General features: G+C 74.1%; 12 protein-coding genes. 5 read left to right on the top strand and 7 right to left on the bottom strand.

What is annotated here, in order from left to right:
- Nucleotides 1-247: 247 nt before the first annotated feature.
- On the top strand, nt 248-613 hold the full coding sequence (locus tag O7625_RS17690) for a DUF6401 family natural product biosynthesis protein (protein WP_282339998.1): 366 nt from the start codon (nt 248-250) through the stop codon (nt 611-613).
- A gap of 107 nt (nt 614-720) precedes the next feature.
- Here the strand turns inward: O7625_RS17690 and O7625_RS17685 are convergent, their stop codons facing one another.
- Nucleotides 721-1,596, bottom strand: coding sequence for a hypothetical protein (locus tag O7625_RS17685; protein WP_067308786.1), 876 nt, complete (start codon nt 1,594-1,596; stop codon nt 721-723).
- 199 nt (nt 1,597-1,795) lie between these two features.
- Between O7625_RS17685 and O7625_RS17680 the strand changes: the two genes are divergently transcribed.
- Nucleotides 1,796-3,916, top strand: a complete 2,121-nt coding sequence (locus O7625_RS17680; RefSeq protein ID WP_282339997.1) for a SpoIIE family protein phosphatase — start codon at nt 1,796-1,798, stop codon at nt 3,914-3,916.
- 127 nt (nt 3,917-4,043) lie between these two features.
- Nucleotides 4,044-5,339 carry a cation:proton antiporter gene (locus O7625_RS17675; RefSeq protein ID WP_282339996.1) on the top strand — a complete coding sequence of 432 codons (1,296 nt, stop codon included), beginning with the start codon at nt 4,044-4,046 and terminating at the stop codon, nt 5,337-5,339.
- A 71-nt stretch (nt 5,340-5,410) separates the two neighbouring features.
- On the opposite strand, the gene O7625_RS17670 is transcribed toward O7625_RS17675, so the two are convergent.
- Nucleotides 5,411-6,361 (bottom strand): FAD-dependent oxidoreductase, encoded by a 951-nt coding sequence (locus O7625_RS17670; protein WP_282346999.1) that lies wholly within the window; start codon nt 6,359-6,361, stop codon nt 5,411-5,413.
- A 93-nt stretch (nt 6,362-6,454) separates the two neighbouring features.
- Between O7625_RS17670 and O7625_RS17665 the strand changes: the two genes are divergently transcribed.
- Nucleotides 6,455-6,670 carry a DUF3072 domain-containing protein gene (locus tag O7625_RS17665; RefSeq protein ID WP_067308794.1) on the top strand — a complete coding sequence of 72 codons (216 nt, stop codon included), beginning with the start codon at nt 6,455-6,457 and terminating at the stop codon, nt 6,668-6,670.
- A 2-nt stretch (nt 6,671-6,672) separates the two neighbouring features.
- Here O7625_RS17665 and O7625_RS17660 read toward each other — a convergent pair whose 3' ends face one another.
- Nucleotides 6,673-7,173 carry a metallophosphoesterase gene (locus O7625_RS17660; protein WP_282339995.1) on the bottom strand — a complete coding sequence of 167 codons (501 nt, stop codon included), beginning with the start codon at nt 7,171-7,173 and terminating at the stop codon, nt 6,673-6,675.
- 145 nt (nt 7,174-7,318) lie between these two features.
- Nucleotides 7,319-9,166, bottom strand: a complete 1,848-nt coding sequence (locus O7625_RS17655) for a glycoside hydrolase family 15 protein (protein WP_282339994.1) — start codon at nt 9,164-9,166, stop codon at nt 7,319-7,321.
- Between the two features lie 220 nt (nt 9,167-9,386).
- On the opposite strand from O7625_RS17655, the gene O7625_RS17650 reads away from it, so the two are divergent.
- Nucleotides 9,387-9,974 (top strand): general stress protein, encoded by a 588-nt coding sequence (locus O7625_RS17650; protein ID WP_282339993.1) that lies wholly within the window; start codon nt 9,387-9,389, stop codon nt 9,972-9,974.
- Between the two features lie 150 nt (nt 9,975-10,124).
- Here O7625_RS17650 and O7625_RS17645 read toward each other — a convergent pair whose 3' ends face one another.
- The 3 genes from O7625_RS17645 to O7625_RS17635 form a co-directional block, all read right to left on the bottom strand.
- Complete coding sequence (locus O7625_RS17645) at nt 10,125-10,310, bottom strand: DUF397 domain-containing protein (protein ID WP_282339992.1); 186 nt, start codon at nt 10,308-10,310, stop codon at nt 10,125-10,127.
- The gene (locus O7625_RS17640; protein WP_282339991.1) at nt 10,307-11,056 is read right to left on the bottom strand and encodes a DUF5753 domain-containing protein; all 750 of its coding nucleotides are present in this window, start codon (nt 11,054-11,056) and stop codon (nt 10,307-10,309) included. Before O7625_RS17640 ends, O7625_RS17645 begins: the two co-directional genes overlap by 4 nt.
- 145 nt (nt 11,057-11,201) lie before the next feature.
- The gene (locus tag O7625_RS17635) at nt 11,202-11,798 is read right to left on the bottom strand and encodes a DUF1684 domain-containing protein (protein ID WP_282339990.1); all 597 of its coding nucleotides are present in this window, start codon (nt 11,796-11,798) and stop codon (nt 11,202-11,204) included.
- Between the last annotated feature and the right edge of the window lie 289 nt (nt 11,799-12,087).

The following is a 12,087-nucleotide window of genomic DNA, read 5'->3' as shown; positions in this document are numbered from 1 at the left end:
GGGTCCGGCACCGGGTGTCCGGGGCGACCTGCCGACGCGGGGTGGTCGTCCGGTCCGGGACCGGGTGGCGGGGGCGTCCCGATGGTGCCCGCCCCGGCCGCGAAGGCTTCCGGTGCGTGCGGAGGCCGCTCTGTCCGTCGGGGACCGGGTCGGTCCACCCGGTGGAGGTCGGTCGGCCGGAGGGGGCGTCGGTACCGGCCGAGCGACCGACTCCGCGCCGGTTACCCGGTGGTTAACCTCGGTCCCCATGCGAGTGCCGTACCCCCAGGTCGCGACCCGGACCGCCGTGAGCGCGGCGCGCTCCCGGCTGGCCCTGCTCACCGCCTCGGTCGGCGCTCCCGGCCTCGCCGCCGCGGCGGCCCGGCCGGGTCTGCTCGCGCTGGTCGACCAGCACGCCGCGGCGGTCCGGGACAGCCTCGACGGTGACCGCCGGCCGCTGACCGTGGCGGCCCTGGCCGGCTACGCCGAAGGGATCCACGACACCGCCCGCGCCCACGGCCTGCTGCCCGTCGGCGCGGCCGACTTCACCGCCCCCGACTGGGCACTGACCCGCCTGGTCGCGGTCTGCCTGCTGGCCCGCACCCTCGACCCCCGGCACCTCGCCACGGCCTGAGCCGCCGGGCCGGATCCGCCCGGCCCGAGCGGGCCGCCGCCTGCCCGGCCGGGACGGCACGGGAGGGCGTCCGCACCGCGGACACCCTCCCGGTGGTACGTGCCGGGTCAGCTACCCGGCCGACCGAACTGCTGGGTCTCGTCACCCGGGCCGCCCGACTGGTAGGTGCCCCGACCACCGGCCATCGTCCGGGCCTCCTCGACGCGCGGCATGCCCTGCGTCCGCTCGCCGGCCCGGTCGGCCATCTGCCGGTTCATGTCGCCCTGCCCGGCCGTACGCGCCCGCCGGTGCTCCTGGACCGCCCGCGACTCCTCGGCCGCCCGGTCGAGCCAGCCGTCCCAGCGGGACTGCATCGGCTTGACCAGACCACCACCGACGCCGACGATCAGGATGCCGGCCACGGTGGCGAGCACCGCGATCAGGACCGGCGTGGTGACCGTGGTGGCGATGCCGACCTGGTTCAGCGCGGCGATCACCCCGAGGGCCAGGATGAAGATCGCCGTCAGGTCGGCCAGCACCTTGCCGTACGACAGGCCGCCGAGCGCCCCGGAGACCAGGTCCCGGACGGCGTTGGCGATCGCGGCGGCGACGACCACGATGACGATCGCGACGAACGCCCGCGGCAGCCAGGCCACCACCCCCCGGATCAGGTCGCTGATCGCGTTGGGCCCCCACACCCCGAAGGCGAACTGCAGGGTGAACAGCAGCACCGCGTAGTACGCGAGCCGGGCCAGGATGTCACTGGCGTCGTACCTGGTGCGTTCCAACGCGCGTCTGATCCCGCCCCGTTCGACCGCCCGGTCGAAGCCCACCCGTTCCAGCGCCGCGTCGACGACCTTGAGTACCGCGCGGGCGATGAGCCAGCCCACCACGAGGATGACGATGAACGCGATGGCCCTCGGCACGAAGAGCAGCACCGACCGCCACATGTCGGTCAAGGCGCTACCGATGTCGACCTGCCTGACCGCAAGGGTTTCCGGCATGATGTCCCTCCTGTCCAATGGACTGCGCCGCCCGGTTACCCGTCCGCCGCAGCGGCAAGCCGCAGAACCCGTACGGATTTTCCCGACATGTCGCAGGAAAGGACCCCTGACCCGCACGAACGACTCCGGGCAGCGGTGTCGCCGGTTCCCGCGGGACACGATCGGTTCACCCCGGGGCGGCTCCGGATAGGCTGCGGACATGCCAGGCACGGTCGGGCGGACCCCGACGTCATCAGCCCCCGTACCGGGATCCGCCGGGGTCTCACCGGCGGTGGCGGCCGTGCGGGCCCACCCGTGGGCGGAAACCCCGCTGGGTCCGCCACAGGGCTGGGACGTGACGGTCCGCGTGCTGGTCGACGTGATCCTGTCCTCCCCCGTGCCGATGGCGCTGTACTACGGCGACGACCTCGTCCTGCTCTACAACCAGGCATACGCGGAGGTGATCGGCGACCGGCACCCCGGCGCACTGGGCCGACCGGCCCCCGAGGTGTACGCCGACCTGTGGCACTCCCCCGACGTCGGCGAGGTGATCGAACGGGCCTACCGGCACGGCGAGTCGTTCCTCCAGAAGGAATCGGTGCTCCCGGTCCAGCAGCACGCCGCCGGCGACCACGCGGTCTTCACCCGGGGCCACTCCCCGGTACGCGACAGCACCGGCCGGATCGTCGGCGTGCTCACCGTCGCCGCCCAGACCAGCCAGCTCACCCAGCAGTTGCAGAGCCTGTCCGACTTCGCCGCGGCGCTGTCGGGCACGCTCACCCTGGACGACGTGGCCCGGGTGACGCTGCGCTACGCGCTGCACTCCTTCGACGCCGACCAGGTGTCCTTCGCGGTCGACGACGGCCCCGCCTGGCGGCTGGTCCGCCGGATCCGGGGCGAGCTGCTCGACGAGGCCGACGAGCGGCTGCCACCGCTGTGGCGGCCCGTCCCACCGGACACCACCGCGCCCGTGGTGGTCGCCGCCCGCAGCGGGGTGCCCTTCTTCGCCGGGGACGGCCAACCGCTGCGGGACACCGCGGTCGACCGGCACGACCAGAAGATCCGGTCGCTGGCCGCGCTGCCGCTGCGCTCGTCGGTCATCCGGGGCGGCCTGGCCGTGGGCTACCAGGCCCCGCACGGCTGGTCGGCGGCGGAGCGGGCGCTGCTGACCGCCTCCGCCGAGCTGGTCGGCCAGGCGGCCGAGCGGGCCCGCCGGTTCGAGACCCAGCACGGCACGGCGCAGCTGTTGCAGCGCAGCATGCTCCCCGAGCAGTTGCCGGCGCTGCCCCGGCTGCGCATCGCCGCCCGGTACGACCCGGGGGTCGACGGCAACGCCGCCGGTGGCGACTTCTACGACGCCTTCCTGCTGCCCTCCGGCGATCTGGGCGTGGTGCTCGGCGACGTCGCCGGCCACGACGTGCAGGCCGCGGCCCGGATGGGACAGGTACGCGCGGCCCTGCGGGCGCTGGCGCTGGCCGACCCCCGACCGGACGCGGTGCTCGCCGGCCTGGACCGGCTGGTGGCGAGCCTGGGCACCGAGACCGGCACCCACGAACTCTTCGTGACGGTGGCCTTCGGGGTGGTCGACGCCGACCGGGCGGAGATCACCCTGGCCAGCGCCGGGCACCCCCCGCCGTTGATCCGGCGCAGCGGGCCGGACGGCGTCGCCACCGCCAGCTTCGTCGAGTTGCCGACCGGCGCGCCGCTGGGCCTGGGCTGCCGGCCCCGCACCGCCACCGTGCCGTTCGCCCCCGGTGACACCCTGCTGCTCTACAGCGACGGGGTGGTCGAGCGGCGGCGGCAGAGCCTCACCGCCGGAATGGCCGGGCTGGTGGCGGCGGTGGCCGGCGCGACCAGTGGCGACCCCCGGGCGCTCTGTGCGGTCGCCACCGGCGCGGTGGGCGGCACCACCGAGGACGACGTGGCGGTGCTCGCGGTCGAACACGCGCTCCGGCCGAGCCGTTCCGCCGGGATGGAGATGCCGGCCGAGCCGACCGCGCCGAGCCGGGTCCGGCACTGGATGACCGCGCAGCTCGGCGCGTGGCAGGTGCCCGAGGCGGTGATCGGCGCGGCGGTGCTGTGCACCAGCGAGCTGACCACCAACGCGCTGCTGCACGCCGGCACCGCCGCCCGGGTGGAGATCGACCTCAGCCCGGAGCGGCTGCTGGTGTCGGTGGCCGACTCCGGCACCCGGGGCACCGTGACCCGCGCTCAGACCGACACGCTGAGCAGCCGGGGCCGGGGGCTCGGGCTGATCGAGCAGCTCTCCGACGCCTGGGGCACCGACCCGACCGTACGCGGCTCGACCGTCTGGTTCGAGATCCTGCTGCCCCCGGGCTGAGCACAGCTGCAGCCCCGCGTCGACGACCATGCGGGGACAAGCCGGACACCCAGGCTTAGCCCGACCATCGACGGGGCACAGTCCCACCCCCGACCGCACCCGTGGCCGGGGGTGAGAGGTGGTCGGGGTGGAACTGGTCGATGTCGAGTTCGCGCTGGTGGGGGCGGGTGCCCTGCTGGCCGGGGTGCTCCCCCGACTGCTGGAGCGCCGCCCGCTGTCCATGCCGATAGCGTTCCTCGGCCTCGGGATGCTGGTCTTCGCCCTGCCCATCGGCCTGCCCGCGCCGGATCCGCTGCGCTACCCGCAGGTCGCCACCCACCTGACCGAGATCGGCGTGATCGTGGCGCTGATGGGTGCCGGCTTGAAGATCGACCGACCGTTGAGCTGGAAACGCTGGTCGTCCACCTGGCGGCTGCTGGCCATCGCCATGCCGATCTGCATCGCGGCGGTGGCGCTGCTGGGCTGGTGGTGGGCCGGTCTGGTGCCGGCCGCGGCGCTGCTGCTCGGCGCGGCCCTCGCCCCGACCGACCCGGTGCTCGCCTCGGACGTCCAGGTCGGCGAACCCACCGACGCCGAGGACTCCGAGGACGAGGTGCGCTTCGCGCTGACCTCCGAGGCCGGCCTCAACGACGGCCTGGCCTTCCCGTTCGTCTACGCGGCCATCGCGATCGCCACCGCCGGGCTGGCCCCGGCCGGCTGGTTCGCCGAGTGGTTCACCGTCGACGTGCTCTACAAGCTGGCCGTCGGCGTCGGCGGTGGGCTGCTGATCGGTTGGCTGCTCGGCAAGCTGTTCTTCCGCGCCCCGAGCGAGCTGCGGCTGGCCCGGCACGCCGAGGGCTTCCTCGCGCTGGCCGCCACCTTCCTGGCGTACGGGCTGGTGGAGGTGGTCGGCGGCTACGGCTTCCTGGCCGTCTTCGTCGCCGCGCGGGCGATCCGGGCCGCCGAGCGGACCCACGAGTTCCACGCCGTGCTGCACGACTTCGCCGAGCAGACCGAGCGGCTGCTGACCGTCCTGCTGCTGCTGCTCTTCGGCGGGGCGGTGATCACCGGCCTGCTCGCCCCGCTCACCTGGCAGGCGGCGACCGTCGGGCTGGCCCTGGTCTTCGTCATCCGGCCGCTGGTCGGCTGGCTGTCGCTGCGCGGCGCACCGGGTCGACCGGCCGAGCACTGGGTGATCGCCTCGTTCGGCATCCGGGGCGTCGGCTCGTTCTACTACCTGGCGTACGCCACCACCAAGGCGGACTTCGCCCAGGCAGACCTGATCTGGGCGACGGTCGGCCTGGTGGTGGTGGTCTCGGTCGTGGTGCACGGGATGGCGGCCACGCCGGTGATGCAGTTGCTGGACCGGGCCGGCGAGCGCACCGCCGACCCGTCCGAGCGGGGTCGGCACGACGAGCCGGCACTGGACGGCGCCCGCGGCTGACCGGCCGGCTGAGCCGACCACCCAGGGTTGACCGGCCGGTTCAGCCGCCCGCCCGGGGCTGGCCAGCCGGCTCAGCCGGAGTTGTCGGCGAGTCGCCGGGCGAGTTCCCGGCCCAGGTCGCGGCCGGACCGCCAGGCGCTCTGCACCCGGGGCCGGCCGAAGGCGTCCCCGGCCAGCCCGACCCGGTCGTCGTCGAGGAAGAAGCCCTCGTCGGCGACCGGCTCGACCGGCCGGGCGTACGTCCACCGGTGGACGTGCACCTGCGCGGCCGGTTCCGGCAGGCCGAGCAGGTCGCGGACGGCCTGTTCGATCGCCGGCCCGGCGTCGCTGGGCTGGGCCAGGTGCCCGGCGGCGAACTCCGGCGTGGTGTGCGCGACCAGCACCGGGGCGGCGTCCCCACGCCGGTCGCCGTCGTCGCAGACCAGGGCGAGCACCGGATGGTCGTTGACGAAGGCGCCCCGGAAGTCGGCCCACCGCCGCGCCGGGAAGTGCAGCACCCCGGCGAGCACCGGTGACCACCGCTGCCGTACCGCGGCCCGGGTGACGCCGGTCAGCGCCGGGTCGACCAGCAGGGCGGCCTGCGGGCCGGGCATGCACAGCGCCACCGCGGCGGCCGGTCGACCGTCCACCACCGGCCCCGGCTCGACCGTCGACACCCACCGGTCGACGGTCACCGGCAACTCGCGGGCCAGCTCCTCGACCAGCGAACGCAGGCCGCGCGGGGCAGCCCAGCGAACCGGTCCGGGCACCTCCCGCCGGCCGTCCGGGCCGTACGCGACGAAGGTGTCGGTCCACTCCCGCACCAGCCCGGCGGCCTGCCAGCGCCGGACGACCTCGACGAAGTCCGGGTCGTCGGCGGTCAGGTACGCCGCCCCCAGGTCGGCGGGGCGACCGTCGAAGCGTCTGCTGGCCATCCGGCCCCCGGCCACCCGGCCGCGTTCCCGGATCTCCACCGGCACGCCGGCCCGGACCAGCTCACCGGCGCACGCCACACCGGCGATGCCGGCTCCCACCACGATCACATCCGACTCCACGGGTCGATCGTATGCACCGGGAGCGGCATGACCGGGCGACCCGCGGGGTATTGGCACGGCTGTTCGAGGAGAGGTGACGTGATGACCGACCGCAACAGCCAGCAGCCCGACCCACGTGGGGCGATCAAGGACCCGGAGGAGTGGGTGACCGGCGACGAGCCGCCCACCGCCGCCCAGGAGTCGTACCTGCACACCCTCGCCCGGGAGGCCGGCGAGGAGGTGCCGGACGACCTGACCAAGGCGGAGGCGTCCCGGCGGATCGACGAGTTGCAGGAGGAGACCGGCCGGGGCCGGTGACCTCAGCGGGGTGGCAGGCGGTGCAGCACGACCCGGTCGAGCTGCCCCGTCGCCACCTCGGCGGTCAGGTACGTGGCGTGCGGCTGTGCCCGCCGGTCGGTGGGTGAGCCCGGGTTGAGCAGCCGCAGGCCGCCCGGGGCGACGCTGTCCCACGGGATGTGCGAGTGACCGAAGACGAGCAGGTCCCGGTCGGGGAACCGGGCCGCGCAGCGCTGTTCCCGCCCGGTCTTCGGCCCGGTCTCGTGCACCACGGCCACCCGCAGCCCGGCCAGCTCCACCTCGGCCACCTCGGGCAGCCGGGCCCGCAGGTCGGGGCCGTCGTTGTTGCCGTACACGGCGACCAGTCGACGCGCCCGGTCGGCCAACCGGTCGAGCAGCGCCACCTCCACCCAGTCACCGGCGTGCAGCACCACGTCGGCGGCGTCCACCGCCGCCCAGACCTGGTCCGGCAGGTCCCGGGCGCGACGGGGCAGGTGGGTGTCGGCGATCATGAGCAGCCGCATCGGGCGGGCCTTCCGGTGCCGGGGGCAGGGGCCGGGCGCGGCCGTCAGGCTCAGGCGCCCTGGCCCTGATTCTGCATCAGGCCGCCGTCCGTGACGTCGGCACCGGTGGTCACGTCGACGTCCGCTGTCACGTCGACGCCGGTGGTCACGTCGACATCGCCACCACGTCCGTGCCGGTCGCCAGGAAGTGCGGGCGGTCCGCCGGGACGTCGCGCCGCCGCTCGGCGATGTCGGTGAGCAGCCCGGCCGCGTTGATCAGGCCGATGTGCGAGAAGGCCTGCGGGAAGTTGCCCACCTGCTCGCCGGTGACCTGGTCGATCTGCTCGGCGTACAGGCCGAGGTCGTTGACCCGGCCGGCGAGCTGCTCGAACAGCCGCACGGCCCGTTCCTGCTCGCCGGCCAGGGCCAGGCAGCTGGTCAGCCAGAACGAGCAGATCAGGAAGCCGGCGGGGTCACCGTCGAAGCGGAGCAGCAGGCCGTCACGCGACAGCCGACGCTCCACCACGTCGATGGTGGAGCGCATCCGCGGGTCGGCGGCCGGCAGGAAACCGACCAGCGGCATGAGCAGCACCGAGGCGTCCAACCGGTCGGAGTCGAAGGCCCCGGTGTACGCGCCGAGCCGGTCGTTCCAGCCCCGCCCCAGCACCGCCGCGCGGATCTCGTCCCTGGCCCGCGCCCACCGCCGTACGTCGGCCGGGTCGCCCAGCCGGGAACCGAAGCGCACCGCCCGGTCCAACGCCGTCCAGCACTGCACCTTCGACGACAGGTAGTGCCGTTGGGTGTCGCGGGCCTCCCACATCCCGGAGTCCGGCAGGCGCCAGCTGCGGGCCGCCTGGTCGGCCAGGTCGCACAGCAGGTGCCGAACGTCGGGTGACATCGGGTCCAGGTAGTGCCGCATCAGCCAGGCGGCGTCGATGATCTCGCCGAGCACGTCGTTCTGCCGCTGCTTCCACGCGTCGTTGCCGACCAGCACCGGGCGGCTGCCGGCGTACCCGCGCAGGTGGTCGAGGGCGTGCTCGGTGAGGTCCCGTTCCCCCTCGACGCCGTACATGATCGGCACCCGGCCGCCGTCGATCCGACCCATCGCCCGCGCCACCCAGGAGAACTGCCGGTCGGCCTCGTCGGGGCAGGCCGACCGCCACAGCGCCCGGAGGGTGAGGCTGAAGTCGCGGACCCAGACGAACCGGTAGTCGTAGTTGCGGTCCCCGCCCGGCCGCTCCGGCAGCGAGGTGGTCGCCGCCGCGACGACGGCGCCGCTGGGCTGGTAGGTCATGCCCTGCACCACCATCGCGCTGTGCCGCACCTGATCGCGGTAGCGGCCCTGGTAGTCGTGCAGGTCGGCCCAGGAGCGCCAGCCGGCCACCGCCTCGGCCACCGCCCGGTCGGCGTCGGGCAGGGCCGGATCGCCCCCGTCGTAGGTCGGGGCGTACCCGAGGGTGAACCGCAGGGTGTCCCCGGCCCGGACCGGCACCCGACCGGTCGCGTTGCCGTCGCGGCAGGCCAGCGGCACGTCGGAGCGCAGGCTGAGTCGGCACGCGCCGGCCATCGCGTCGATCAGCCCGCCCGACCGCTTCAGGTACGCGGTGACCCGGCCGTACTCGAATCGGGGTACGAACTCGACGCGCACCGGCACCACGCCGGACAGCCCCTCGACCACCCGGACGAGCGCCCGGGGCGAGCGTAGGCCGATGTCGTGCCCCCGCGCGCCCGGCTCCAACGCCAGGGCGTCGGTGACCGCCACCGAGCCGGTGCCAGTGTGGAAGACGGTCCGCAGCACCAGCGAGTCGTCCAGATAGGAGCGGGACACCGTGACGTCGTCGGCCTCGGGCGCGATCGACCAGTGACCGGCCCGGTCGTCGAGAATCCGCCCGAACACCGACGGGCTGTCGAACCGGGCGGGGCACCACCAGTTGACCGAGCCGTGCCGGTCCACCAGCGCCGCGCTGCGGCCGTCGGCCAGGAAGCCGTGCTCGCTGATCCGTCCGCTGTCCACGTGCCGGGTTACCCGGGTACCTCGTGCCGCATGCCTCGGCCCCCACAGGTTCTCCCGGGTCGGGCCGTCGGCGCACCGGCCCCGGGTCGGGCCGCCGGCGCACCGGCCCCGGATCGCCGCGCCACGGGTCGCCGCCGGGGCGTCGGCCCGGATTGCCGCGCCGCCCGGTGTTAGGCCGCCGGACGCCCGGGAACGCCGGTCGTTGACGAAGGAGGATGCCATGACCAGAGCAGCGAACCCGAGCGCCACCTGGCGACCCGGGATGCCGGGCGGCGACCACCTCCCGTCCGGTCCGGCCGGACGACCGGCGACGCCCCCGGGGGACGGACACGGCCCGCAGGCCGGCCCGCCCACGGTGACGATCGGCGCGTACCCGGACTATCCGTCCGCCCAACGGGTGGTGGACTACCTGGCGGACAACCGGTTCCCGGTGGAGCACACCGCGATCGTCGGGACCAACCTCACCCTGGTGGAGACGGTTCTCGGCCGGCTCACCACCGGACGGGCCGCCCTGCTGGGCGCGGGCACCGGCGCGTGGTTCGGTCTCTTCATCGGCCTGTTGTTCGGCATCTTCACCGTCGGCAACTGGCTCGCGGTGATCCTGGTCGGGCTGGTGATCGGCGCGATCTGGGGAGCCGTGTTCGGCGCGGTGGCGCACGCCATGTCCGGCGGCCAGCGTGACTTCACCTCGGCCAGCTCGCTGCGCGCCGGCCAGTACGCGGTCACCGTGGACGCCGCACTGGCCGACCAGGCGCGGCAGTCGCTCGGCCGGATGCACCTGACCCCGACCGGAGCCACCGCCCGCTGATCGACCGACCTTCCACCGCCGCCCCGACGCGCCCAGCGCCGGGGCGGCCGTGGCGTCGTCGGTCCCACGCGCCCAGCGTCGCGACGGCGGCGTCGGCCCGATGCGCCCAGCGCTGCGGCGGCCTCGTCCCGGGGTCCTTCCGCCATCTGACTAGCGGGACGTCCTCGCGAAGTCCACGAACCCCCGCCACGCACCCGGTGCGAACGCCAGCGTCCCGCCGTCACGGTCCTTCGTGTCCCGCACCAGGACGACGCCCGGCAGGTTGTCCGCCACCTCGACGCAATTCCCGCCGTTGTCCCCGCTTCTGGTGCTCTTGCGCCACCGTGCGCCGGTCATGTCCATGTCGCTGCCACTCTCCTGATGAGATCGAGAGACTGTGCCCGAGGCAGGGCCTCGCCGACTATGCGAGCCCACCGACGTTCAAGGCTAGCGATGTCTGCCGCGTCGTCGGTGATGTGCGCCCGGGCCGGACCGTCCTGATGCGCCAGCCGCGCACCGTCCGGCAGCTCGGCCAGGACGAACGGACCGCCCATGCCCAGATAGATCGGCGTGTCGAGCGGTACGACATGCACCTGCACGCACGGCAGTTCGGCGCAGGCCGCGATGTGCTCACACTGCTCACGCATCAGCTTGCCGTCGCGCCCCGCGCGCCGCCGGAGGGCCGCTTCGTCGATCACCGCGACGACGAGCGGAGGCTGTGGCCGGTGCAGAACCGCCTGCCGCTGCATCCGCGCCGCCACCAGCTCGTCGACCTCCTCGGGGCTGGGGGCCGCCAGCGCCAGCGTCGCCCGCGCGTACGCTTCCATCTGTAGGAGCCCCGGCACCCACGCGAGTTCGAACCCCCGCAGCGCGACCGCCTCGCGCTCGATGTCCGCCCACCGTCGAAACCAGACAGGCTCGTGGCGCTTCAGCGCATCCGGCCAAAGGTCCAGAACGTCGCGGCCCAGCACCGCCGCGACCTTGGCGCGATGCCGGGTCTGCGGGATGCTCCCGTGGCGTGCCCACCTCGCTGCGGTCTTCGGGTCGACACCCACCTGGGCAGTGTTCGCTTCACAACATTCGGCGAGGTCGGGTTGCCCCATAGCGACGCCACCGGTCGGCGGGGACACCTCGCCGGCCGCCAACGGGGCCGCGCACGTGATGAGGGCCGCACCGCCGCGGGGGTCGTGGATGCGATGGGGGCTGCCTCTCAGGGAGGCGGTGGGCGGATCCGGGGACGCGGAAGGGTCAGCGGTCGTGGCGCGGGTAGTTCCGTTCACCGGCCCGGATCGGGGTGTCGACCCGGTTCTCCGGCGGGGCGAGCGGGCAGGCCCAGGTGTCGTCGTACGCGCAGCTCGGGTTGTAGAGATAGTTGGCGTCGAGGCGGACCCGCCGGCCGGGGAGCAGGGTCAGCCCCCGCCCGAAGGTGCCCTTGACCGTGTCGGTGAGATACCGCCCCCCGCCGTACGTCTCCCGGCCGCTGGTGCCGTCGCGGACGGGCACGAACAGCCCCCCGCCGTACGCCTCGATCCACCACAGGGTCAGCGGTCCCCATGGCGTGTCGGCGACCGCCAGCCGCCGGTAGTGCACCACCCCGTCCGGTCCGCCGGTGTCGATGCTCTCGGTGCCGGACGCGGGGAGCAGGGGAGCCTCGACCACCGCCGCCGGATCCGGAGGGAACCAGTCCAGCCCGGGGAAGCCGGCCCGGTCGCCGCCCGGGAGCGGGCTGGCCGGATGGGTCCGGAACAGCTCGTCGCGGGCTGCCCGGAACCCGGCCAGGTCGTCGTCGGACAGGTACAGCGCGGCGGTGCGTTCCCGCCAGTCGAGCACGTCCAGATCGTCCACCCGTCGACCCTAACCAGCCACCCCGGCAACCCTCCCCGATCCCGCCGATCAAAAGGTCCAGACCACCCGGCAACCCTCCCCCGTCCTCGGTGATCAAGAGATTCAGACCACCCGACAGCCCCCGCCCCCGGTGATCAAGAGGTTCAGGCCACCCGCCGGCCCGCCGGCCCGGTTGATCAAGAGGTTTAGGCCACCCGACAGCCCTCATCCCCGGTGATCAAGAGGTTTTGGCCGGTGATCAAGAGGTTTAGGTCAGCATGTGGCGGAATGTTGACCTAAACCTCTTGAT

This window comes from Micromonospora sp. WMMD714, from assembly GCF_029581315.1.
GTDB lineage: Bacteria > Actinomycetota > Actinomycetes > Mycobacteriales > Micromonosporaceae > Micromonospora > Micromonospora rifamycinica.
The sequence above is the reverse complement of the archived record's forward strand: the minus strand, read 5'-3'. Positions and strand labels throughout refer to the sequence as shown.